Below are 22841 nucleotides of genomic sequence, written 5' to 3'. Positions count from 1 at the left end.
ATTCGTGTCGAGTAAGGCTTTCCTTTGATGGCTGGACCTGCGGAAGCAGGTTTTTGTAACATGTTCTAGTTCTGGGCGCTCACCGCGGCGGACGACGAGAGAATGGGAGACGCCAGCGTGACCGACGAGCCACTCGGCAGCCACGTACTCGAACTCGAGTTGGCCGACGTGGTCATCGAGACCGCCGACGCACGTTCCCTGGTGTTCAAGGTGCCCGACGGACACGACGTGCCCGCGGACAAACTGAAGTACGCGCCCGGGCAGTTCCTCACCCTTCGCGTGCCCAGTGACCGCACCGGTTCGGTGGCGCGGTGCTACTCGCTGAGCAGTTCGCCGTTCACCGACGGCGCCCTGACCGTCACGGTCAAGCGCACCGACGGCGGGTACGCCTCGCACTGGCTGTGCGACAACGCCGAACCCGGGATGCGGGTGCACGCGCTGCCGCCGTCCGGCACCTTCGTGCCCAAGACGCTCGACGCCGACTTCCTGCTGCTGGCCGCGGGCAGCGGCGTGACGCCGATGATGGCGATCTGCAAGTCCGCGCTGTCGGAGGGCAACGGCAACGTCGTGCTCGTCTACGCCAACCGCGACGAGAAGTCGGTCATCTTCGCCAGCGCGCTGCGCGAACTCGCCGCCAAGTACCCGGACCGGCTCACGGTGGTGCACTGGCTCGAGAGCGTGCAGGGGCTGCCGTCGTCGACCGCGCTCGGCACGCTGGTAGCGCCATATGCCGCCCACGACGCATTCATCTGCGGCCCCGGCCCCTTCATGGCCGCCGCCGAGGAGGCGCTCAAGACGGCGGGCACCGCGCCCGAGCGGATTCACGTCGAGGTGTTCAAGTCACTGGACTCCGATCCGTTCGCCGCGGTCGTGATCACCGAGGACGACGACTCCGAGCAAGGCCCCGCCACCGCGGTCGTCACGCTCGATGGTGAGACCCACGAGATCAGGTGGCCGCGGAGCGCGAAGTTGCTCGACGTCCTGCTCGACAAGGGGCTGGACGCCCCGTTCTCCTGCCGGGAGGGTCACTGTGGTGCGTGTGCGGTGCTGATGAAGAGTGGTGCCGTGGACATGGCGATCAACGACGTTCTAGAGCCGTCGGACCTCGACGAGGGCCTGATCCTCGGTTGCCAGGCCACCCCGATGTCGGATTCGGTCGAAGTCACCTACGACGAGTGAGCCGGAGGCTACGGTGAGCCCGAGCATGGGCCGGACCAGTCCGGCGGACAGGAGCATCATGAGACGGTTTGCTGCGATCGCCGCCGTGTTCTCGGCGGTCTGGCTCGCGCTGACCCTCGTCACCCCGATGTCGGCATCGTGGGCCGCGCAGGACGTCGACACGTCGACGATCCCGACGAACCCGTACGACACGCTGGAGATGAAGGTGACGGCGAACTGCGTGCTCGCCGACAACCAGTGCTACTTCACGACCGCCGCGAGCCTGCTCGGACCCGGCGGACCCATCCCGTTCCCCGGCGACTTCTACGGCAGGCAGACGACGACGGTGCGGTCGATGGACCGGATGGTCTACATGGACTCCGACTTCAACGCCCCCAACACGCGGATGTTCAAGTCGATCACCGACACCGAGTACTCGACGGTGTACTTCGGCAGCGGTCCGCCGGAGAAGTTCATGCTGAACGGCAGCTCCCGCACGACCGACTGGGCGACGGGCCGCCCGAAGACCGACGCCGACTACATCGTGTGCTCGCACATCCAGGTGGTCTACGCCGGGGTGAACCTCACCTCGCCGGACGCCTGCGCCCAGACCAGGTACTGACCGCCCCGAGCTACCGGGGCAGGCCGAGCAGCCGCTCCCCCGCCAGCGTCAGCAGGATCTGCTCGGTGCCGCCCGCGATGGACAGGCAGCGGGTGTTCAGGAAGTAGCGCACGTCGGGTGAATCCACGATGCCCGCTCCCGCGTGCGACTCCATGATCGTCTCGGCCAGCGTCTGCCGGTACCGCACGCCGATCAGCTTCCGGACGCTCGACGGCGCACCCGGATCATGGCCGCCCACGGCCATCTTCGCGATCAACTGGTCGAGCAGCGCGCCCACCTGAGCCGCCACGATCAGGGCGCCGAGGCGGTCGGTCTCGGCCGCGTCGATCTCCGTCTCGCCGAGCACCTCCAGCAGGTGCACCATGCCCTTGTCCAGGGCGCCGCCCGTCGCGATCGCCACGCGCTCGTTGGCCAGCGTGGTGCGAGCCAGCGGCCATCCGCCGTCCACCGGGCCGACCACCATCTCGTCGGGCACGAACAGGTCGTCGAAGAACACCTCGTTGAACAACGCCTCGCCGGTGATCTCCCGGAGCGGACGGATGTCGATGCCCGGCGACTTCATGTCGACGAGGAAGTACGTGATGCCCTTGTGCTTCGGCGCATCGGGATTGGTGCGGGCCAGGCAGATGCCCCAGTCGGCGCGGTGCGCGTTCGACGTCCACACCTTCTGGCCGGTGAGCTTCCACCCACCCTCGGCGCGAACGGCTTTGGTGCGCAACGCCGCCAGATCGGATCCGGCGCCGGGCTCGCTGAAGAGCTGGCACCAGTACACGTCGCCGCTGAGCGTGCCCGGGATGAACTTCTCGATCTGCTCTGGGGTCCCGCTGGCCAGGATCGTGGGCGCTGCCCACCACCCGATCGAGATGTCGGGCCGCACCACGCCCGCGGCGTCGAGTTCCTGATCGATCACCAGCTGTTCGGCCGGCGAGGCGGCGCGACCGTACGGCTTGGGCCAGTGCGGCGCCATCAGCCCGGTCTCGGCCAGCGCCACCTGACGCTTCTCGTCCGGCAGCGCGGCGATGTCGGCGACGATGCTCGCGATCTCGGGCCGGATGTCCTCGCCATCGGTGACGTCGACGTGCAGCTGCCTGCGCACCCCGGCACGGGTCAGGTCCGCGCAGCGGCGCAGCCAGCGCGAGCGTCCGCCGAGGAACTGGGCGTTGGCATAGGCGCGGCGCATGTACAGGTGCGCGTCGTGCTCCCAGGTGATGCCGATGCCGCCGAGGACCTGAATGCAGTCCCGCGCGTTGACCTTCGACGCGTCGATGCCGACGGCGCCTGCGACGGCCACGGCGATCGACAGCTGCTCGGGATTGGGATCCGACACCGCGCCCGCGGCGTCGGCGGCGGCGACGGAGATCTGCTGGGACCGCAGCAGCATCTCGGCGCACATGTGCTTGACGGCCTGGAAGCTGCCGATGGGCTTGCCGAACTGCTCACGCACCTTCGCGTACTCGGTGGCGGTCTGCAGCATCCAGCGCGCCAGACCCGCGGCCTCGGCGGCGAGCACCGTCGCAGCGATCTCCCGCAGACGTTCACCGCCCACCTCGAGCCGGGTGGCCGGTGCGGACGCCAGCTCCACGCGTGCCAGCGGACGGGAGAAGTCGGTGGCGCCGAGCGGCTCGACGGTCACGCCGTCGGCGGAGCCGTCGACCAGCAGCCACTGGTCACCGGACGGGACGAGGAACACCCCGCCGGCCTCGGCGCCGAGCACTAACGGTGCCGTTCCGGTGGCCGTCGATCCGTCGAAGGCGACGTCGGCGTCCAACGCCAAACCCGCGGTGCGCGCGCCGGACATCAGCGCCTCGAGCAGACCCTCGTCGGTGATCATGAGCGTGGCCACCGCAGTGGTCGCGACCGGTCCGGGCACCAGTGCGGCAGCTGCCTCGTCGACCATCGCGCAGAGGTCCTCGACACTGCTGCCCGCGCCCCCGAGTTCCTCGGGCACCGCGACGCCGAAGAAGCCGAGTTCGGCCAGCGCGCGGTACGGCGCGCGCCATGCATCGGGGTCGCCCTGCTCGACGGCACGCACCGCGGCGACGGCGCCCGATGAGGGTGCCCAACTCCGGACCAGGTCCCGCGCAGCAAACTGTTCGTCGGTGATGGTGGCGGGTGCCAGCGCTGTGGACTGAGCCATTCAAGGCCTCCTAGCCTAGGGCGAGAACGCGATGCTTCTCACTAGAACGTGTTCTAATGGTGACAGCGTTCGAACGTCAAGTAGACCGCCATCACAGCAGGACACGTGTGTGTCTCGGGGGCACGGAGGTGAGAAATCTACGACCGTCGTGCGTATCGTTTTCTCCCAGTGTTCGAGGAGAAGGAGCTGACCGCCGCATGTCCGGGTCTACTGGGTCGGCTGGCATGCCAGCAGCGACCAATTCCGGTTCCGGGTCCGACGGGGCCTCGGCCCCACGCCAGGTGATGAACGTGGCCGTCCTCGCCGAATCCGAACTCGGGTCCGAAGCTCAGCGCGAGCGCCGCAAGCGCATCCTTGACGCCACCCTCGCGATCGCCTCCAAGGGCGGTTACGAGGCCGTTCAGATGCGTGCAGTCGCGGAACGCGCCGACGTCGCCGTCGGAACGCTCTACCGGTACTTCCCGTCGAAGGTCCACCTGCTGGTGTCCGCGCTGGGTCGCGAGTTCGAGCGCATCGACGCCAAGACCGATCGCGCCTCGCTCACCGGCGGCACGCCGTACCAGCGGCTCAACATCATGGTCGGCAAGCTGAACCGCTCCATGCAGCGCAACCCGCTGCTGACCGAGGCCATGACGCGCGCCTTCGTGTTCGCCGACGCCTCCGCGGCCGGTGAGGTTGATCACGTCGGCAAGCTGATGGACTCGATGTTCGCCAGGGCGATGAGCGACGGCGAGCCGACCGAAGACCAGTACCACATCGCGCGCGTCATCTCCGACGTGTGGCTGTCGAACCTGCTGGCCTGGCTGACCCGCCGGGCTTCGGCCACCGACGTCAGCAAGCGTCTAGATCTTGCGGTGCGTCTGCTGATCGGCGACGGGGAGCACCCGAAGATCTAGTCGACCGGGGAGAATGATCTAGTGCTTCCTGCCGATCTGACCCGCGCGCTCGACGACCTCGCCACTACACCGAACCTGCTCGTCGTCTCCGACTTCGACGGCACGCTCGCCCCGATCGTCAACGATCCCCTGGCCGCCCGCGCGCTGCCCGCAGCAGCGCAGGCGCTCACGGGGCTCGCCGACCTGCCCGACACCTCCGCCGCACTGGTCTCCGGCCGTGCCCTCGGCGTGTTGCGGGAGTTGTCCGCGATGCCCCCGACGGTGCACCTCGTGGGCAGCCACGGCGCCGAGTTCGAAGCCGGGTTCACCCAGGACGTCGACGAGGCGCTGCTGCAGCGGGTCGTCGGCGAGCTGAACGAGATCGCGGTGGGCCGTCCCGGCGTCACCGTCGAGACCAAGCCGGCCAGCGCGGCCCTGCACGTACGCAATGCCAGCCCCGCCGACGCCGAGGCCGCGCTGGAGGCGGCACGTCGGGCGGCCACCGCGTGGGACGTCCACGCCACCGCCGGCAAGGCCGTGCTGGAGTTCGCCGTCGTGTCGACCGACAAGGGTCACGCGGTCGACGTCCTGCGCGACCAGATCGGCGCGACGGCCGTGCTGTTCCTCGGCGACGACGTGACCGACGAGAAGGCCTTCCGCCGCATGCGCAACGGCGACGTCGGGGTCAAGGTCGGACCCGGCGACACGGCAGCGGCGTTCCGCGTCGAGGCTCCCGACGACGTGGCCGAGGCGCTGGCATACGTGCTGGCCGTGCGCAGCGTCCGGGAATGATGACGCCGGAGGAGATGGCCGCCCGCACTTCGCGCGCGGTGGCCGCCGCGACCGCTGCGGGCCGCGATCTCGGTCTCGCGGTGGAGGAACCGCGGGTGCTCTACGACGTGTTCTCGGTCGTGGTACACCTCGCCCCGGAGCCCGTCGTCGTGCGCGTACCCACGGTGCTGCCACCGTCGTACTCCCGGGCGCCGGAAACGCAGCCCAATCAACAGCGTTCGGAACTCGCGGTGGCGGGCTGGCTCGCCGACCGCGGCCATCCCGTGGTGCGACCGAGCCCCCTGGTTCCGCGCGAACCCGTACGCCGGGATGGGTTCTCGATGACGTTCTGGCAATTCGTCGAGCAGTTGCCCGACGTGGAGCCGGACATGACGCAACGCATGCGGCAGACCGCGCGCTTGCACGCTGCGCTGCGCGATTACGACGGCGGCCAGCTCGGCTTCTGGGCGCCGTTCGGCAGCTACGTGCCCGAGGGGCTGTCCGAGCTGGCGCGGCTCCCCCACCTGATCGACGCCGCCGATCTCCGCCGCGCGCAACGGGAGTGGGACGCGATCGGGCCGGTACTCACCTCACGGGCGGCGTTCACGGAGGCCTTCGCCGGCGTCGACCTACAGACCATCCACGGGGATGCGCCGTACCACAACATGATCAGCACGCCGGACGGCGATCTGTGGTCGGACTTCGAACTCGTCACCACCGGCGCCGTCGAGTCCGACCTCGCGATGGTGGGCCCCGAGGCGCTCGCCATCTACGACGAAGCGGCCGTAGCACTGGGCTTGCGCGCCGTCGACGAGCGGGTGTTGCGTCTGACGGAAGCTGCGGCGCGCCTTGCCATGATCGCCGCGCTGGCGATGGCTCCCGAACTACCGATGCTCGTCGATGCCATCGCGCCGATGGTCGACCAGTGGCGGGCCACCGAACCGGTGACCGCGCTCTAAGCCGGTGGTCCCGACGTCCTGCCGCGGATCAACTCGGTGTCGAGCACCTCGATCTCCGGCAGACCCGAGCGCGATGGCTGGTGCAGCAGGCGGCCCGCGCGGCGCCCCTTCTCGATGCTCGGCTGGCGCACCGTCGTCAACCCTCGGGAGATGGCGTCGGGGATCCCGTCGAACCCGGTGACGGTCAGCTGGCCCGGTACGTAGATGCCGCGTGCCCGCAGGTAGTCCATCGCGGAGAGCGCCAGCACGTCGGCCGTGCACATCAGCGCGGTGATGCGCGGATTCGCCTCCAGCGCCACCTCGGCGGCCAGACCACCGGACGTGGGCTGGTGCTCGAAGCTCTCGACGATCACCAGCTTCTGCGGGTCGACCCCGTGGGCGGTCATCGCGTCGCGTACGCCCTGGATCCGGTCGCCCTGCACGTCGAAGTGCGGCGTCCCGGCCCGGTCGGGGTCGGCGACGGCCACCACACCGGCATCCGGCCGTTCGCGGCCGAGACGCATGGTGAGCAGGCCGATCTCGCGGTGCCCGAGTTCCAGGACGTGCTCGGCCATCGCGCGCATCGCGGCCCGGTCGTCGATGCCGACGTGCGACGCCCCGGCGACGTGCTTGGGCTGATCGACGACGACCAACGGCAGGGCCCGCTGTTGCACGACCGGAAGATACGGGTCGTCGTCGGAGGCCGAGTAGACGACGAACCCGTCGACTCCGGCGGCCAGCACCGCGGCGGTACCGTCGCTCACGCTGCGGTTGGGTCCGACGGCGACCAGCAGCAGCCCCTGTCCGACCTCCTCGCACGATTCGGCAAGGCCCGCAACGAAGTCGAGGGCCGCCGGGTCACTGAACGAATAGTTGAGCGGTTCGGTGATCATCAGGCCCACCGCACCCGCGCGGCGGGTGCGCAGTGACCGGGCGACGGGGTCGGGACCCGGGTAGCCCAGCTGCTTGGCGGTGGCGAGCACGCGCTCCCGCAGATCGGCCGACAACTGGTCAGGACGGTTGTAGGCATTGGAGATCGTGGTGCGCGAGACCTTGAGTTCGGCGGCCAAGGATGCCAGGGTCGCGCGGCGCCGTGGCGCTTGACCTCGGGACATGCTCCATGACGCTAGCGGGTTCGCTCAGGGCGCGTCGCCGTCAGGTCCCATTCACGCGCTGGCCACCGTCCGTCGACCACGCCGACCCCTCAAACGCCGTCGTCGCCGAACATGCGGGCGAGGCGCGTCGTCCTCCGATCGACGAGCCCGGCCCACTCCCTACGATGACGGCCCTGAACGTCCGCCGCCGTAGATGCTTCCAGCCACGCACGCGCGAGGAATCGGGGAAAACCCTATGCCTGGGCGCCGTGCGACGGCGCGGTGGGCTGTGACGCGCCGCGGCGCGCCGAGAGCCACACCGCCAGCCAGATCAAGCTGACGATGGTGGTGATGACGAAGCTCGGCGGCACGTCGAACATCGCCGACGCCGCGAGCCCGCACCACACCGACACGACGGCCAGCACGGTCGCCACGGCCATCGCAGCGCCAGGCCGGGCCGTCAGCATGATCGCGGTCGCCGCAGGGGTGACCACGAGCGCGAACAGCAGCAGCGTGCCAACGGCCTGCACGGCCATCGTGATCGACAGCCCGAGCAGCGCCATGAACACCACCGACAGTGCGCGCACCGGCACGCCCCGCGCCTCGGCGACGTCGGCGTTGACCGACGCGAACAGCAGTGGGCGATAGATGAATGCGATGACGGCAGCGATCACGGCGAGGACGACTGCGAAGGTGACGAGCTGCTGATGGCTGACGGCCAGCAGATTGCCGAACAGCACGTTCGTCACCGTACTGCTGCTCTTGGTGGCCAGCGAGCTGAAGAACAGCCCAAGACCCGTCGCCGCCGCCAGCACGGTTCCGGTTGCCACCTCGCGCTCGTCGGCCCGCTTGCCGAGCGCACCGATGACGAGTGCGCCGCCCACGCAGAACACCGCGAGCCCGACGGTGACCGGCAGACCGATCAGAACTGCGCCGGTAGCGCCGGGAAAGCCGATGTGCGCCAACGCGTGTGCGGCGAACGCACTGTTGCGCACGATGATGAAGTATCCGATCAGGCCCGCGGCGAGAGCGACCAGGGTGCCGCCGATCAGCGCGTTGCGCATGAACGCCGACGTCAGGATGTGCACCCAATTGTCCTGGTAGCCCAGGGCCAGCAGCGACGTCGTCATCACACGCTCCGCATGTAGAGCTCGCCCTGCGGGGTGTGCACGACCTGAATCGACGTGCCGTAGAGGTGAGTCAGCAGCGTCTCGTCGACCACCTCGTCCATGGTGTCGAAGTGAGCGTGCCCGTCGAGTAGGTAGATGGCGCCGTCGAGGATGCCCAGCAGCGGGTTCAGGTCGTGGGCGACCACGACGATGGTCACGCCGAACTCGTCGCGGATCCGGGCGAGCAGGCTGACGATGCTGCGTTGGTTGCGCACGTCGAGCGAGGTGAGCGGTTCATCGAGGATGAGCAGACGGGGCCTGCTGACGAGCGCTTCGGCGATCGCGATGCGTTGGCGCTGCCCGCCGGAGAGCTGCGAGAGCCGACGGCCTGCGAACTCGGTTGCGTCGACCGCCGCGATGATCTCCTCCACCCGGCTGCGTTGTTCCGCAGTCGCGCGTCCGAAACCCCAGCGGTTGCCGGTCAATCCGAGCAGTACCGCGTCGCAGGCGCGTATCGCCGTGCCCGCGGCGGCGGCGTAGTTCTGCGGTACGTAGCCGATCAGGCCGGTGGCCGATCCGGGGCGTTCCCCGAGCACCCGGATCTCCCCCGAGGCGGTCGGGATGATGCCGAGCACCGCGTGCAGCAGCGTGGTCTTGCCGGAGCCGCTGGTTCCGATGACGGCGACGATCCCGCCCGCCGGTACCACGAACGTGCCCTCGGACCAGACCAGCCGGCCGCCACGGACGACGCTGACGTCGTCGAAGGCGAGCGCCGGTTCGCTGCCGTCAGACGGAGACACCGAGCGCCTCGACAAGGGAGGTGAGTTGAGCCACCTGCCAAGCCTCGAACGAATCCGTGCCGGGCGCCACCGTTTCGGTGACTTCGACGACCGGGACGCTCGCCGACTCGGCCGCGGCACGGATCTGCTCAGGCACCGATCCCTCGGTCTGGGTGTTGTAGATCAGCACGTCGACACCCTTGTCCTGCAGGAGGGTGAGGAAGGCGTCGAGGTCCGCAGGCGACGGGTCGGCCTCGTTGTTGGACGCGGTCTGGTAGCCGGCCGGGGTCTTGTTCTGCAGGCCGACGGCAGTGGCCATCTCGTCGAACACCGCTTCGGTCGCGGCGTAGGTCTTGCCCGACGCGGACTTCTTGATCGCGGCGATGGCGTCGTCGTAGGGCTGCAGCGACGTCGCGAACGCGCTGCGCCGCTCGGCGAAGTAGTCCGCGGCGTCCGGGGCGATCTCGGACAGCTCGGCGGTCACGGCGTCGGCGACTCCGCTGACGGCGGTCGGGCTGTACCAGACGTGTGGGTTGGCCGCACCGTCCTCGTGACCCTCGTGCCCGGCCTCGTGGGCGGCTTCGTCGTGGCCTGCCTCCCCCTCGCTGATCCGGACGGCATCGACGACGGGCGCGTCGGGTGCCGAACCGGCCGCGAGCTTGCCCGCCCACTCGTCGTAATGACCCCCGTTGACCACGACGAGGCGGGCGCCCTCGAACTTCGCCGCGTCGGCGGGCGAGGGTTCGTAGTCGTGTGGGTCGACCGACGAGCTGGCCAGGAGCGTGGTGACGTTCGCGCACGCACCCCCGAGTTCGGTGACCACGTCGCCCCACTGATCGACGCTGACGACCACGTCGACGGGCGCGACGGGGCACGGCGCGGCGTCGGTCGGCGCGGACGAGGACGAGGACGCCGAGTCGTCACCACTGTTGGAGCAGGACGTCAGTACGAACGGCACCACGAGCAAGGCGGCGGCGAGACGGCGCGAGACGATCATAATGTAACGATAACCGTTTTCATTAGAAAGGCCGAATCGGGTGGATCAGGCCCCCGTCGCCACCGGACGCCCGGGCTCGGCACTCCATTGCGACCACGACCCGGGGAACAGTGCAACGGGCGTTCCGGCGGCGACCGAGGCCGCCACCACCACCGATGCCGTCACCCCCGAGCCGCAATACGCGCCCGTCGCGCCGTCGAGCGCCTTGGCGAGTTCGGCGCCGGACAGGAAGGTGCCGTCGGCGCCCAGCAGCGACGTGCTCGGCACGTTGACCGCACCGGGCACGTGGCCGGCGACCGGATCGACCGGTTCGTGCTCGCCGCGGAATCGTTCCGGCGCGCGGGCATCGACGAGCCGGTCGGCATGCGCCGCCTCGTCGGCGGTCAGCGTCGGCAGAGCCCCGGCGTACAGGTCGTAGTGGACCACCACCACGTCACCGGGTTGGGTTGCGGCCGAGCCGGTCTCGAGGTCGCCACCCGCGTCCCGCCAGGCGGCGAGGCCACCGTCGAGGATGCACACCCCCGGAATGCCCGCGGCGGTGAGCACCCACCACGCCCTGGCCGATCCGGCGCGGTTCCAGTCGTCGTAGACGACCACCGGGACGCCCGACCGGATCCCCCATCGCCGAGCCGCCTCCTGCAGGTCGCGTCCCGACGGCAAAGGGTGCCGGCCGCGTCCGACGACGGCGTGGTCAGTGAGGTCGTCGTCGAGCGAGACGTACACCGCCCCTGGGACGTGCCCGTTCTCGTAATCGCCACGTCCGTCCGGCGCCGCGAGTTGCCACCGAACGTCGAGGACCGTGACGTCCTCGCCCGCGTCGAGGCGGGCGCGTAGGTCGGTCGCGGTGATCAGCACGTCGGCACGGGATGTGGTCACACGTCGATGCTGCCACTCGCGCCCGCCTAAGCTTCCCCGCGTGACCGCCCACGCCTTCAGCGCCGACGAGCGTCGCGCGGTGTACCGGGCCATCCTGGAGCGGCGCGACATGCGGGAGTTCGTCGCGGGGGCGACCGTCCCTGCGCCGGTCCTCGCCCGGCTGCTGCAGGCCGCGCACGCCGCGCCCAGCGTCGGACTGATGCAGCCCTGGCGCTTCATCCGCATCAGCGACGACGACCTCCGCCGCCAGGTCCACCGCATCGTCGACGACGAACGCGCGCTGACCGCCGACGCACTCGGACCCCGCGGCGATGAGTTCCTCGCGCTGAAGGTCGAGGGGATCCTCGACTGCGCGGAGTTGCTCGTCGTGGCGTTGGGCGACGACCGCGAGCGCCACGTGTTCGGCCGTCGCACCATGCCGCAGATGGACCTCGCCTCGGTGTCGTGCGCGATCCAGAACCTGTGGCTCGCCGCGCGCGCCGAAGGGCTGGGGCTGGGCTGGGTGTCGATCTTCGACCCGGCGCGGCTGGCACGGCTGCTCGGCATGCCCGCCGACTCCGAACCCGTTGCAGTGCTGTGCCTGGGGCCGGTGCCGGAGTTCCCCCGGCGACCGGTACTGGAGATCGAGGAGTGGACCCACGCCCGACCGCTGCCCGAGTTCGTCACCGAGAACGGCTGGGCGAGTTCACAGCCACGCGCCGTAGGCTAGCCCCCGTGTCGGCCGTGACCATGGACCTCAACGCCGATCTCGGTGAGGGTTTCGGCGCGTGGCGCCTCGGCGACGACGAGGCGATGCTCGAGGTGGTGACCAGCGCCAACGTGGCATGCGGCTTCCACGCCGGCGACCCCGCTGGGCTGCTCCGCACGTGCCGCGCAGCAGCCGCCCGTGGCGTCCGCATCGGCGCGCAGGTCGGCTACCGCGACCTCGCCGGTTTCGGTCGCCGCTTCATCGACGTCAGCCACGAAGACCTGGTGGCCGACGTCGTCTACCAGATCGGTGCGTTGCGGGCGCTTGCCCATGCCGCAGGGTCCGCCGTCGCCTACGTCAAACCCCATGGCGCGCTATACAACACGATCATCCGGCACGCCGAGCAGGCCGACGCGGTGGCCACCGCCGTGCACTTCGTCGATCCGGCGCTGCCGGTGCTCGGCCTCGCCGGTTCGGAGTTCTTCGACGCGGCACGGGCTCTCGGACTGCGCACCGTGCCCGAGGCCTTCGCCGACCGCGCCTACCAGCCCGACGGCACACTGGTGTCGCGTCGGGAGCAGGGCGCAGTGCTGCACGACGTCGACGAGATCGCCGAGCGGGTCGCCGCCATGACGGGGCACGGACGGGTCACCGCGATCGACGGTTCGACCATCCCGATCACCGCGGAATCGGTGTGCGTACACGGTGATTCGCCCGGTGCGGTTCGGATCGCGACCGCCGTGCGCGACCGCCTGATTGCCGACGGGCTGCAACTGAGGGCGTTCGTCTGATGCGCCTCAAGCTCGGCAGACCCGACCTTCGCGACTACACCGGATACTTCGACGCCCCTGCCGCCGACGCCGGATCGCCGGTCACCGTCACGTGGGCGGGCGTGACCACGCTGCTGATCGCCGACGGCGGCTCGGCGATCATGACCGACGGATTCTTCTCCCGGCCCAGCCTCCTCGCGGTGGGCACCAGGCGGCTCGCCCCGTCACTGCCTCGGATCGACGGCTGCCTGGCCCGCCTCGGCGTCGACCGGCTCGCCGCGGTGCTGCCGGTGCACACCCACTTCGACCATGCGATGGACAGCGCAGTGGTGGCCGACCGCACCGGGGCGACCCTGGTCGGCGGGTCGTCGACCGCCAACGTCGGCCGCGGTGGCGGATTGCCCGAGGACCGGCTGCTCGTCGTCACCCCGGGCAGTGCCGTCGACCTCGGCGCGTTCGAGGTCACGCTCGTCGCCGGTGACCACTGCCCACCCGACCGCTTCCCCGGCGACGTCGAGCGGCCCGTGGTGCCGCCGGTCAAGGCCGCCGCCTACCGGTGCGGCGAGTCCTGGTCGACCATGATCCGGCACCGGCCGACGGGCCGGGCCATGCTCGTCGTCGGTAGCGCAGGCTTCGTGCCGGGCGCACTCCGGGGCCACCGGGCCGACGTAGCCTACCTCGGCGTCGGACAGCTCGGCCTGCAGCCGGAGCGGTACCTGGTCGACTACTGGGACGAGACGGTCCGCACGGTCGGCGCACGCCGGGTGGTGCTGATCCACTGGGACGACTTCTTCCGCCCGCTGCACGAACCGCTGCGCGCACTGCCGTATGCCGGCGACGACCTCGACGCGTCGATGCGGGTGCTCACCCGGCTGGCGCGCGAAGACGGGGTGGCGCTTCACCTTCCGACCCTCTGGGAGCGCTGCGACCCGTGGAGCTGACGCTGGCGCTGCTGGCGCTGGCGACGGTCCTGGCGTTCGCGCTCGTCCGGCCGCGCCGCCTGCCCGAGGCCGTGGCCGCGATACCGGCCGCCGGTCTGCTGATCGCGACCGGCGTGGTGTCGGTCGACGACGCGCTCACCGAGGTCACCCGGCTGCTGCCGGTCGTGGGCTTCCTCGCCGCCGTGCTCGTCCTGGCCAAGCTGTGCGACGACGAGGGGCTGTTCCACTCCGCAGGCGTGGCGATGGCGAGGCGCAGCAAGGGCAGGCCGGTGCGGTTGCTGACGACGGTGTTCGTCATCGCCGCGATCACCACCGCCGTGCTCAGCCTCGACGCGACCGTGGTGCTGCTGACGCCCGTCGTGCTCGCGACGGCACGGACGCTGGGTCTGCCGTCCCGGCCGCACGCCTACGCCACGGCGCACCTGGCCAACAGCGCGTCGCTGCTGATGCCCGTGTCGAACCTGACCAACCTGCTCGCGTTCAGCGCCGCAGGCCTCACCTTCGCCCACTTCACCGCCCTGATGACGCTGCCGTGGCTGCTCGTCATCGCCGCCGAGTTCGTGATCCTGCGCATGTACTTCCGACGCGAGCTGGCAGCGGCGCCAGACGGTGACGTCGCGCCACCGCCCGCCGAGACCCCGGTGTTCGTGCTCGTCGTACTCGGCCTCACGCTGGCCGGGTTCGCCGTGACCTCGCTGCTCGATGCGTCACCGGCCTGGGCGGCGCTGGCGGGGGCGGTGGTCCTCGGCGTCCGCGCGCTGGTGCGCGGGCACAGCACGGTCCGCGACATCGCCGCGTCGGCCAACGTGCCGTTCCTGGCGTTCGTGCTGTGCCTGGGCGTCGTGGTGGCAGGGGTGATGCACCACGGCCTCGACACCGCGATGCGCGACGTGCTGCCGGTCGGCACCTCGCTGCCCGCACTGCTCGGCATCGCCGCCGTGGCCGCGCTGCTGTCGAACGTGGTGAACAACCTGCCCGCCGTGCTGGTGCTGCTACCGCTGGTCGCCGGCGCGGGACCCGCCGCGGTCCTGGCCGTGCTGATCGGCGTCAACGTCGGACCGAACCTCACCTACCCGGGATCGCTGTCCAACCTGCTGTGGCGCAACGTCGTTCAGCGCGAACGCATTCCGGCGCCGTTCCTGGAGTTCAGCAGGGTGGGGCTGGCCACGGTGCCCGTCACGCTGGTGCTCGGCGTGGTGGGGCTGTGGGCATCGGTCGAGGTGTTCGGCGTCTGAGTGGTGTCGTCAGTGCTCGTGACCCACGGCGCCACTGAGTTCGTTGGGGGTCTGCTCGAGCGTCGCGGAGTTGGTGATCTGCCCCGATTGCAGGTCGACCACGTGGATCTGCTTCGCCGCGGGATCGCTGACGTACACGGACTGCTCGCGCGTGAAGACGGCGGGTCCCGGCTGCTGCCAGTCGTCGGGCTCGGTCCACGGCTGGATCACCGGGATGGACTTCACCAGGTCACCGCTGACCGGGTCGAAGACGTGCAGCTGGCCATCGGTGCCGAGCATCAGCGCCTCACCCTGGGGACCGCGGCCGAGCGAGCGGAACCAGTAGCTCACCGACGGCGGCATCCGAACCAGCTTGAGCTGGTCCGTGGTGGTGTCGATCAGGGAGAACTGTTGCGGTCGCTCCATTTCCGCGTCGGCGTCGACCTTCATGTCACCGAGCACGACGGGCGAGTCCTGGTGTCCCCGGGTATTGCCGATCCGTCCGTATGGAGTCGGGCTGGAGATCTTGGTGAACTTGCCGTTGGCGTACTTCAGGACCCCGTTCTCGCAGCCGAGGATCACGACCTCGTCGGCAGCGACCGACTCGCCATGGATGCCGGGGCATTCCTCGCTGCGGGCGATCTCACGGTCGCCCTGCATCGCGACCGCCCCGGTGCGGTTCTCGGGATCACCGATGCTGTGCACCAGCGTTCCGTCGGCCAGGATGACGGCCACTCCGTGGTGGGCCTGCGGCGTGGTGAACTTCTGCGTCTCCGGCATGCCGTCGGCCAGCGCGTGCGGATCGAATGCGGTGATCTCACCCGAGCCGTCGGCGAACAGCACCGTGTTCTCACCGTGCACGACGACGTGTCCCGCTTCGGCTGCGGGGAACGTGTCGTCGGTCAACTCGCCTCCGGCGGCGTCGAGGATGCGGAACCCGTCGGTGGTGGTGACCAGGACGTGGGACTCGTCGCCGGCCGGGTTGAGGCGCAGGAAGCCGTCGAGTGGGATGTCCTGCCGCACTTCGAGGGTTTCGCCGTCGAGCACGTAGAGGCCGCCGTCGTAGGTGGCGACCAATGGCTCCGGGATGGGCGCCGTTTGAGGCTCCGCCGACGTCGTCGTGCTCTCGGCGTTCTCGTTGCTGCCACTCGAGCACGCCATCAAGGCCATGATCGTGCAGGACAGTGCTCCAGCGCGATACAGCCAGCGCGATCTCGTCATGTGATGCTCTCTCTCGTTGAGGGTGAAGGCCTGCGGCTATCGCAGGCCGGTGACGATGGCGTCGGCATTGGCGCGCATCATGTCGAGGTACGTGGCCGCGCGGGTACCGGGCGGGCTCAGCGACTCGCTGTGCAACTGAACGATCCGCACGTCGACGTCGGCGTCCTCGGCGAGCACTCGGGCCAGGCGTTCGGGCTGCGACGAGTCGACGAATATCGCAGGCACCCGGGCTGTTTCGATCGCCCCAACGAGTGAGTCGAGGTCCGAGGCGCTCGGCGCCGCCAGCGTCGTGCCGCTCGGCACGACGGCGCCGATGACGGTGAAGCCGAACCGCTGTGCGAAGTACCCGAGCACGTGGTGGTTGGTCACCAGCTTGCGGCGCTCGACGGGAATGGTGCGGAACTCCTCGGCCATCGTGGCGTCGAGGTCCCGCAGCTCCGCCCGGTAGTCCTCAGCGTTGCGCGACACCGCCGCAGCGTCGATGCCCCCGACGTCCCGGACGATCGCCTTCTCGATCACGTCGACGGCAGCGATCATCCGCTCGGGGTCATGCCAGAAGTGCGGATCGGGTGCGCCGGAACTCTCGCCCTCGGCGTACCGGATGGGGTCGACGTGGTCACCGACTGCCAACGTGGGCACGCCCTCTTCGGCAACGCCTTCGACGTTGCGGATCACGTTCTCCTCGAGCCCCAGGCCGTTGTAGACGATCAGGCCTGCGCTGGACATGGCGACCGCGTCCTGCGCCGACACGCCGAAGGAATGCGGATCTGCGTTGGGCTGCATCAGTACTCGCACTTCGGCCGCATCACCCACGACGTTGCGGACGACGTCTCCGAGGATGTTCGTGGTCACGACGATCTCTCCGTTCTGCTGCCCGGAGGAGCCGCTGCAGGCGGTGACCAACGCAGCGATCAGGGCCGTCGCCCAGACGAGGGTCCATCGCCTCATCGGCCGGCCTCGGCCATCAGGCCCGGCGATACCTCGGTGCGCAGCGTCCGCGCCAACCGCAGCCCGTCGGCGTAGTCGATCTCGTAGACCTGGCGGGCCGCTGCGTCGTTGACGTACGCCCTGTCGGAGTCGATCTCGATGACCGGCTGCGGGCCGTCGGCCGGAACGCCACCGGGGAACAGCGGGACGCGCGCCGTCTCGGTCCGCGTGCTCACGTCGATGCCGCTGAGCGTGCCGTCGCGGTGCAGGACGAGGACCATGCCGTCACCGGAGGTGTTGGCAGTCAACGCATCTGGAACCGGAATCACCGTCCACCTGCGCAGTCGGCTGTCGAGCACCCAGACGGTGCCCTCGGACACGCCGGCGAAGACGTCGGCGCGGTCGCGATGATCCATCTTCAGCGGCCGCTGCGCGGGCGCATCGGCAGGGAAGGGCATGTCGGTCACCGTCAGGTCGCCGTCACCACCGGTCACCCGAATCGCGCCGGTGGCGCAACCGAATACGACCGCCCGCCGGGTCGGCTCGGACCACGACGGGCTGGGACACGTGCCGACGAGGTCGGTCGACCCGCCGTCGTCGACCGCTCGAACGATGCCCGCGTCGGTCACCGTCACGAGCCGCTTGCCGTACGGCACCACCGCGGTGACGTCGTCGCCCACGTCGAGTCCGGATGGTGGCTCGACCTCCTTGGCGCCGAGCCGTTCGCGGTCGAGCAGCCGGACGTCGTTCCCGCCCGCTACCGCCGTGACCGAATTGCTGGCACTGACCGACGTGACTGGCACGTCCAGCGTGCCGACGAGGGCGGGTTCGGTGGCGAAGTAGTGGTAGTGGTCGCCGTGATCGAAGGTCCACGCACCGGCATCGACGATCAAGGTCTGATCGTCCGTGCCGAGGTAGGCGAAGCGGCCGTCACCGGCGATCGACGTCACGGGTCCTGCTGAGTCGACTCGCGTCTCGGTCTCGTCCACCGCGTCGTAGACGGCCGTGTCACCCGTACGCGGGTCGACCAAGACGAGTTTGGTGAGCGCCCCGTCCAGTTCGCGGGCGCCCTCGATGACCACCTGGTCCCCCGCACCGACCGAGGTCGCCGGCGGCACAGCCGGTTCGGCGCCGTTCGAGCAGCCGGCCGCCAGACACGCGACCGCCGTCGCGGTGGAGACCTGCCTCCACCGGCCGCGCAGCAGGTGGGCGGCGGTGGAGAGGAAGAAGATCAGCACGGCGACACCCGCGATCGTCGCTCCGCCCGCAGTTCCGGCGTGCCAAGAGATCAGCAGCCCCAGATACGTTGCTGCCGAACCGAACACTGCAGCCAACGCCATGACGCGGGGAATCGACCGGGCCCACGTCAGCGCCGTGGCAGGTGGGGCGACCAAGAGGCCGAGGACCAGCAGCGTCCCCACCACGTGGAAGGTGGCGACCATGGCGACCGCCATCAGGACCGTGAGCGCGACTGCCGCGAGCTGAGGCCGCAGGCCGAGGGTGGCGGCCTTGCGCGGGTCGAACGTCACCGCGACGAAGGCGCGATGCCCGACGACCGTTGCCGCAAGGGTGAACGTCAGCGCGGCGGCGAGGATGGCGAGGTCGACGCTCCGAACCCCCAGCACGTCGCCGAAGAGAAAACCGGTCAGGTCCACCGCGAAGCTCTGTGATCGGGACACGATGATCACCCCGAGCGCGAGCATGCCGACCAGCAGGAGCCCAATGCTGGTGTCGGAGGCGAGTTTCGACGATCGGCCGATTGCCGCGATGCCAAGTGCCATCGCGAGCGCCGCGATCATCCCGCCGACCATCAGGCTGCCACCCAGCAGCGCCGCGATTGCTACCCCCGGCAGCATGCCGTGCGACATGGCTTCGCCGAGGAACACGCTGCCCCGCAGCACGACCCAGCATCCGACCAACGCGCACAGGCACGCAGCCAATACACCCGCCGCTAGGGCACGCGCCACGATGTCGGCTTCGAAGGGCGCCAGCAGCCAGTGAGTCACGATGTACACTCTTAGCAGTAATGAAACTCATTTTCAATAAATCGCCACTCGGCTCGACGTCGATCGAGCTGACCAACGTCCGCTTTGGCTACCCCGGGGCGGAGGTCTTCCGTGGGCTCAACCTGTCGGTGACGCCCGGCGCCGTCACCGCGGTCGTCGGCTCGAACGGATCGGGAAAGTCAACGCTGCTGGGACTTCTCGCGGGTGTACTGCGCCCACACGGGGGCGATGTCCGAGCCCCGTGGGGTGACACCGCCCTGGCAGTTCAGCGCAGTGCGGTCACCGACGCCTTCCCGATGACGGCCGCCGAGGTGGTGATGATGGGCCGCTGGAGTCGCCTCGGCCTACTTCGGCGTCCCAGCCGCACCGACCACGGCGTCGTCGACCATTGGATGGCCGAACTCGGACTGGACGATCTGCGCAGGCGCACCATGGGCGAACTCTCCGGCGGTCAACGCCAACGCGTCCTGCTCGCACAGGCATTCGTCCAGGAGGCAGGGCTGCTGCTCCTCGACGAGCCCACGACCGGGCTCGATGCCGACTCGGCAGCCCACGTGGTCGTACACCTTCGACGCATGGCCGCCGAGGGCACGACCGTCGTCGCGGCCACCCACGACCACGACCTGATCCGAGCTGCGGAGCATCGCATCGACCTCAACGCGACGGCGACCGTGCGCGAACTCGGGTTTCAGCGCGGCGTGTCGCCCGCAGACACGCACGCTCGCGGAGAGAGGTAAGGCGGGAAGAAGGTGAGGTTGGGGGGTGGGTCAGTTGGCTCGGCGTTGCCGGGCGATCTCGGCCAGCACCACGCCCGCGGCGACCGACGCGTTGAGCGACTCGGTCGGGCCGGCCATCGGGATCGACACGATCGCGTCGCAGTTCTCCCGCACCAGTCGCGACAGACCCTTGCCCTCGGAGCCGACGACCACGACCATCGGACCGGTCGCGTCGATCTCGTCGAGTTCGGTGTCGCCCCCGGCGTCCAAGCCGACGACCAGCAGACCGGCATCGGCCCAACTCTTCAGCGTGCGAGTCAGATTGGTGGCCCGCGCGACCCGCAACCGGGCGGCCGCGCCCGCGCTGGTACGCCAAGCCACGGCCGTCACCGACGCCGAGCGGCGCTGCGGGATCACGACGCCATGCCCGCCGAACGCCGACACCGAACGCACGATGGCGCCGAGGTTGCGCGGGTCGGAGATGTTGTCCAGCGCGACCAGCAGTGCGGGCGTTACGTCGGAGGTGGCCGCCGCCAGCATGTCGTCGGGGTGGGCGTAGTCGTACGGCGGCACCTGCAGGGCGATCCCCTGGTGCAGGCCGTTGGAACTCATCCGGTCGAGGTCGTGGCGCTGTACCTCGAGGATGGCGATACCGGCATCGGCTGCGCGTTGCACCGACTCGGTGAGCCGCTCGTCGGACTCGGTGCCCAGTACGACGTAGAGCGCCGTCGCCGGAACTCCCGCCCGCAGGCACTCCAGCACCGGGTTGCGGCCGAGCACCACTTCGGTGTCGTCGGTCTTCTTGTGCCTGCCCTGATCCTTACGGGCCGCCGTCGCTGCCCGCTTGCCGGCGGGATGATGCGGCCGTGCGCTCGCGGGCGGCGTGGCGCCCTTGGCCTCGAGGCCGCGGCGCCGGACACCACCGGAGCCGACCGTCGGCCCCTTCTTGGTCCCCGTCTTGCGCACCGCGCCGCGGCGCTGTGAATTGCCTGCCATCTAGATCGTTTCCCGTCGCTTCACTTGTCGGAGCCGTCCAGGAGCGACCACTGCGGACCGTCGGCGGTGTCGGTGACGTCGACGCCCGCGGCCTTCAATCGGTCGCGGATCTCGTCGGCCTGCGCCCAGTCCCGGTTGGCGCGAGCGTCCTGGCGCTGCACGAGCGCCCACTGGACTAGTTCGTCGACGGCTGCCAGCGCAGCCGACGTCTCGTCGCGCGACACCCAGCGTTCGTCGAGGGGGTCGCAGCCGAGGATGCCCATCATCGCCCGGATCGAACGTGCGTGGGCCATCGCCGCCTCGTGGTCGCCCGCGTCGAGTGCCCGGTTGCCCTCGGCACGCGCCGCGTGGACCTCGGCGAGCGCCGCGGGCACCGCGAGGTCGTCGTCGAGCGCAGCGGCGTATCGCGGCGTCGGCTCGCCGGGGACGACGGCGCCGACGCGGGTGCGCACCCGATGCAGCAGGTCCTCAATGCCCGCGTACGCCTTGACGGCGTCCTGCAGTGCGTTCTCGGAGAACTCGAGCATCGAGCGGTAGTGGGCGCTGCCGAGGTAGTAGCGCAGCTCCGCAGGCCGGACCCGTTGCAGCACAGCGGGGATCGACAGGACGTTGCCCAGCGACTTGCTCATCTTCTCGCCGCCGAGCGTCACCCAACCGTTGTGCAGCCAGAACTGGGCGAACCCGTCACCAGCCGCCTTGGCTTGCGCGATCTCGTTCTCGTGGTGCGGGAACACCAGGTCCATGCCGCCGGCGTGGATGTCGAAGGCCGAACCCAGGTAGGCCTCGCACATCGCGACGCACTCGGTGTGCCAGCCGGGCCTGCCCCTACCCCACGGCGTCGGCCACGACGGCTCGCCTGGCTTGGCGCCCTTCCACAGGGTGAAGTCGCGCGGGTCGCGCTTGCAGGTGGCGGCGCCCTCGCCCTGGTGCACGTCGTCGATCCGATGCCCGGACAGCGCGCCGTACTCCGGCAGGCTCAGCACGTCGAAGTACACGTCGCCGCCACTGGCGTAGGCGTGGCCGCGCTCGATCAGGCGCTCGATCAACTCGACCATCTGGGTGATGTGGCCGGTGGCGCGCGGTTCGGCCGACGGCGGCAGCACGCCGAGCGCGTCGTACGCGGAGGTGAAGGCGCGCTCGAAGGTCGCCGCCCACTCCCACCACGGGCGCCCCGCATCGGCGGCCTTGTTGAGGATCTTGTCGTCGATGTCGGTGACGTTGCGGATGAAGGCGACGTCGTAGCCCTTCGCCGTCAGCCAGCGCCGCAGCACGTCGAAGGCGACGCCGCTGCGCACGTGGCCGATGTGCGGAAGTCCCTGCACCGTCGCCCCGCACAGGTAGATCGAGGCGTGACCCTCGCGCAGCGGGACGAAGTCGCGCACGGCACCGGTCATGGTGTCGTGGAGTCGCAATCCGCCGTCAGTCACGACGTCGCAGCTTACCGGCCTGATCGGCTCTAACCGTCATCTGACCTAGTCGACTCCTCGCGCAAGCGCTCGTCGGGGCCAGTCGACTCCTCGCGCAAGCGCTCGTCGGTCACCAGCAGGGCCGTCGCGATCGCGGCCAACCCCTCGCCGCGGCCCGTGAGACCGAGACCGTCGGTGGTGGTGGCGGACACCGAGACCGGAGCGTTCAGCAGTTCGGACAACACCGTCTGCGCCTCCGCCCGCCGTGGCCCCACCTTGGGCCTGTTCCCGATCACCTGCACCGCCGCATTGCCCACGCGAAGGCCCTCGGCCAGCACGAGACCGTGTACGTGACGCAGCATCTCGGCGCCCGTGACACCGCGCCACTCGTCGCGGTCGGTGCCGAACACCGAACCCAGATCACCGAGCCCCGCCGCGCTGAGCAGCGCATCGCACAAGGCGTGCGCAGCGACGTCGCCGTCGGAATGCCCGGCGCAGCCATCGGCGTCGACGAATTCGAGACACAGGAGCCGGCACGGCCGGCCGGCCTCGATGGGATGTACGTCGGTGCCGAGACCGATCCGTGGCACCCCGGTCATG

At 69.8% G+C, this 22841-nt stretch carries 22 protein-coding genes; 10 read left to right on the top strand and 12 right to left on the bottom strand.

Features of this window, described 5'->3' with window-relative positions; genetic code table 11:
- Positions 1-117 precede the first annotated feature (117 nt).
- Positions 118-1179, top strand: coding sequence for a ferredoxin--NADP reductase (locus G6N61_RS23150; protein ID WP_163921644.1), 1062 nt, complete (start codon positions 118-120; stop codon positions 1177-1179).
- Positions 1180-1237: 58 nt separating this feature from the next.
- Entirely contained in the window at positions 1238-1780 is a 543-nt protein-coding gene (locus G6N61_RS23145) for a hypothetical protein (protein WP_163921642.1), read from the top strand.
- A 10-nt stretch (positions 1781-1790) separates the two neighbouring features.
- Here the strand turns inward: G6N61_RS23145 and G6N61_RS23140 are convergent, their stop codons facing one another.
- Positions 1791-3917: an acyl-CoA dehydrogenase family protein gene (locus tag G6N61_RS23140; RefSeq protein ID WP_163921639.1), complete on the bottom strand. Its 2127-nt coding sequence runs from the start codon at positions 3915-3917 to the stop codon at positions 1791-1793.
- A gap of 224 nt (positions 3918-4141) precedes the next feature.
- Between G6N61_RS23140 and kstR the strand changes: the two genes are divergently transcribed.
- Genes kstR through G6N61_RS23125 form a run of 3 tightly spaced genes read left to right on the top strand, consistent with a single transcriptional unit; the run spans position 4142 to position 6522 of the window.
- Positions 4142-4813, top strand: coding sequence for a cholesterol catabolism transcriptional regulator KstR (kstR, locus tag G6N61_RS23135; protein ID WP_235887267.1), 672 nt, complete (start codon positions 4142-4144; stop codon positions 4811-4813).
- A 21-nt stretch (positions 4814-4834) separates the two neighbouring features.
- A complete protein-coding gene (otsB, locus tag G6N61_RS23130) occupies positions 4835-5584 on the top strand; it encodes a trehalose-phosphatase (protein WP_163921619.1) in 750 nt (249 codons plus the stop codon).
- On the top strand, positions 5581-6522 hold the full coding sequence (locus G6N61_RS23125) for an aminoglycoside phosphotransferase/kinase family protein (RefSeq protein ID WP_163921600.1): 942 nt from the start codon (positions 5581-5583) through the stop codon (positions 6520-6522). Before otsB ends, G6N61_RS23125 begins: the two co-directional genes overlap by 4 nt.
- On the opposite strand, the gene G6N61_RS23120 is transcribed toward G6N61_RS23125, so the two are convergent.
- From G6N61_RS23120 to G6N61_RS23100, 5 genes are all read right to left on the bottom strand, one after another.
- Positions 6519-7616, bottom strand: coding sequence for an Rv3575c family transcriptional regulator (locus tag G6N61_RS23120; protein ID WP_163921597.1), 1098 nt, complete (start codon positions 7614-7616; stop codon positions 6519-6521). The genes G6N61_RS23125 and G6N61_RS23120 overlap by 4 nt on opposite strands.
- Positions 7617-7849: 233 nt before the next feature.
- Positions 7850-8725: a metal ABC transporter permease gene (locus tag G6N61_RS23115; RefSeq protein WP_163921593.1), complete on the bottom strand. Its 876-nt coding sequence runs from the start codon at positions 8723-8725 to the stop codon at positions 7850-7852.
- Positions 8725-9504 (bottom strand): metal ABC transporter ATP-binding protein, encoded by a 780-nt coding sequence (locus G6N61_RS23110; RefSeq protein WP_163921590.1) that lies wholly within the window; start codon positions 9502-9504, stop codon positions 8725-8727. The genes G6N61_RS23115 and G6N61_RS23110 overlap by 1 nt, the downstream gene beginning before the upstream one ends.
- The gene (locus G6N61_RS23105) at positions 9491-10480 is read right to left on the bottom strand and encodes a metal ABC transporter solute-binding protein, Zn/Mn family (RefSeq protein WP_163921587.1); all 990 of its coding nucleotides are present in this window, start codon (positions 10478-10480) and stop codon (positions 9491-9493) included. Before G6N61_RS23105 ends, G6N61_RS23110 begins: the two co-directional genes overlap by 14 nt.
- Before the next feature lie 45 nt (positions 10481-10525).
- Positions 10526-11356 (bottom strand): sulfurtransferase, encoded by an 831-nt coding sequence (locus G6N61_RS23100; protein WP_163921584.1) that lies wholly within the window; start codon positions 11354-11356, stop codon positions 10526-10528.
- 40 nt (positions 11357-11396) lie between these two features.
- Here G6N61_RS23100 and bluB point away from each other — a divergent pair, with 40 nt between their 5' ends.
- From bluB to G6N61_RS23080, 4 genes are read left to right on the top strand one after another with little or no spacing between them, the layout of a single operon-like run.
- Positions 11397-12065: a 5,6-dimethylbenzimidazole synthase gene (bluB, locus tag G6N61_RS23095; protein ID WP_163921581.1), complete on the top strand. Its 669-nt coding sequence runs from the start codon at positions 11397-11399 to the stop codon at positions 12063-12065.
- 20 nt (positions 12066-12085) lie between these two features.
- On the top strand, positions 12086-12835 hold the full coding sequence (locus G6N61_RS23090; protein ID WP_163925045.1) for a LamB/YcsF family protein: 750 nt from the start codon (positions 12086-12088) through the stop codon (positions 12833-12835).
- Positions 12835-13755, top strand: a complete 921-nt coding sequence (locus G6N61_RS23085; protein ID WP_163921577.1) for an MBL fold metallo-hydrolase — start codon at positions 12835-12837, stop codon at positions 13753-13755. Before G6N61_RS23090 ends, G6N61_RS23085 begins: the two co-directional genes overlap by 1 nt.
- Positions 13752-14990: an SLC13 family permease gene (locus tag G6N61_RS23080; RefSeq protein WP_163925046.1), complete on the top strand. Its 1239-nt coding sequence runs from the start codon at positions 13752-13754 to the stop codon at positions 14988-14990. Before G6N61_RS23085 ends, G6N61_RS23080 begins: the two co-directional genes overlap by 4 nt.
- Positions 14991-14999: 9 nt before the next feature.
- Here the strand turns inward: G6N61_RS23080 and aztD are convergent, their stop codons facing one another.
- The 3 genes from aztD to aztB are packed head-to-tail and all read right to left on the bottom strand — an operon-like array spanning position 15000 to position 19123.
- Positions 15000-16190 (bottom strand): zinc metallochaperone AztD, encoded by a 1191-nt coding sequence (aztD, locus tag G6N61_RS23075; protein ID WP_163921574.1) that lies wholly within the window; start codon positions 16188-16190, stop codon positions 15000-15002.
- A gap of 36 nt (positions 16191-16226) precedes the next feature.
- Positions 16227-17138, bottom strand: a complete 912-nt coding sequence (aztC, locus tag G6N61_RS23070) for a zinc ABC transporter substrate-binding protein AztC (protein ID WP_163921571.1) — start codon at positions 17136-17138, stop codon at positions 16227-16229.
- Positions 17135-19123 (bottom strand): zinc ABC transporter permease AztB, encoded by a 1989-nt coding sequence (gene aztB / locus G6N61_RS23065; protein ID WP_163921568.1) that lies wholly within the window; start codon positions 19121-19123, stop codon positions 17135-17137. Before aztB ends, aztC begins: the two co-directional genes overlap by 4 nt.
- A gap of 20 nt (positions 19124-19143) precedes the next feature.
- Between aztB and aztA the strand changes: the two genes are divergently transcribed.
- A complete protein-coding gene (gene aztA, locus G6N61_RS23060; protein ID WP_163921565.1) occupies positions 19144-19860 on the top strand; it encodes a zinc ABC transporter ATP-binding protein AztA in 717 nt (238 codons plus the stop codon).
- 30 nt (positions 19861-19890) lie between these two features.
- On the opposite strand, the gene rlmB is transcribed toward aztA, so the two are convergent.
- The 3 genes from rlmB to ispF are packed head-to-tail and all read right to left on the bottom strand — an operon-like array spanning position 19891 to position 22840.
- Complete coding sequence (gene rlmB / locus G6N61_RS23055) at positions 19891-20835, bottom strand: 23S rRNA (guanosine(2251)-2'-O)-methyltransferase RlmB (RefSeq protein WP_163921562.1); 945 nt, start codon at positions 20833-20835, stop codon at positions 19891-19893.
- Between the two features lie 20 nt (positions 20836-20855).
- Complete coding sequence (gene cysS, locus G6N61_RS23050) at positions 20856-22262, bottom strand: cysteine--tRNA ligase (protein WP_163921560.1); 1407 nt, start codon at positions 22260-22262, stop codon at positions 20856-20858.
- A gap of 29 nt (positions 22263-22291) precedes the next feature.
- Positions 22292-22840 (bottom strand): 2-C-methyl-D-erythritol 2,4-cyclodiphosphate synthase, encoded by a 549-nt coding sequence (gene ispF / locus G6N61_RS23045; protein ID WP_163921557.1) that lies wholly within the window; start codon positions 22838-22840, stop codon positions 22292-22294.
- Between the last annotated feature and the right edge of the window lies 1 nt (position 22841).

The organism is Mycolicibacterium arabiense (genome assembly GCF_010731815.2).
GTDB lineage: Bacteria > Actinomycetota > Actinomycetes > Mycobacteriales > Mycobacteriaceae > Mycobacterium > Mycobacterium arabiense.
The sequence above is the reverse complement of the archived record's forward strand: the minus strand, read 5'-3'. Positions and strand labels throughout refer to the sequence as shown.

Coding starts and splice junctions, on each gene's coding strand:
- aztA (WP_163921565.1), top strand. CDS start 19,144: ATGAAACTCATTTTCAATAAATCGCCACTCGGCTCGACGTCGATCGAG.
- G6N61_RS23125 (WP_163921600.1), top strand. CDS start 5,581: ATGATGACGCCGGAGGAGATGGCCGCCCGCACTTCGCGCGCGGTGGCC.
- G6N61_RS23115 (WP_163921593.1), bottom strand. CDS start 8,725: ATGACGACGTCGCTGCTGGCCCTGGGCTACCAGGACAATTGGGTGCAC.
- G6N61_RS23145 (WP_163921642.1), top strand. CDS start 1,238: ATGAGACGGTTTGCTGCGATCGCCGCCGTGTTCTCGGCGGTCTGGCTC.
- G6N61_RS23090 (WP_163925045.1), top strand. CDS start 12,086: ATGGACCTCAACGCCGATCTCGGTGAGGGTTTCGGCGCGTGGCGCCTC.
- G6N61_RS23105 (WP_163921587.1), bottom strand. CDS start 10,480: ATGATCGTCTCGCGCCGTCTCGCCGCCGCCTTGCTCGTGGTGCCGTTC.
- G6N61_RS23120 (WP_163921597.1), bottom strand. CDS start 7,616: ATGTCCCGAGGTCAAGCGCCACGGCGCCGCGCGACCCTGGCATCCTTG.
- aztD (WP_163921574.1), bottom strand. CDS start 16,190: ATGACGAGATCGCGCTGGCTGTATCGCGCTGGAGCACTGTCCTGCACG.
- ispF (WP_163921557.1), bottom strand. CDS start 22,840: ATGACCGGGGTGCCACGGATCGGTCTCGGCACCGACGTACATCCCATC.
- aztC (WP_163921571.1), bottom strand. CDS start 17,138: ATGAGGCGATGGACCCTCGTCTGGGCGACGGCCCTGATCGCTGCGTTG.
- G6N61_RS23085 (WP_163921577.1), top strand. CDS start 12,835: ATGCGCCTCAAGCTCGGCAGACCCGACCTTCGCGACTACACCGGATAC.
- rlmB (WP_163921562.1), bottom strand. CDS start 20,835: ATGGCAGGCAATTCACAGCGCCGCGGCGCGGTGCGCAAGACGGGGACC.
- G6N61_RS23140 (WP_163921639.1), bottom strand. CDS start 3,917: ATGGCTCAGTCCACAGCGCTGGCACCCGCCACCATCACCGACGAACAG.
- kstR (WP_235887267.1), top strand. CDS start 4,142: ATGCCAGCAGCGACCAATTCCGGTTCCGGGTCCGACGGGGCCTCGGCC.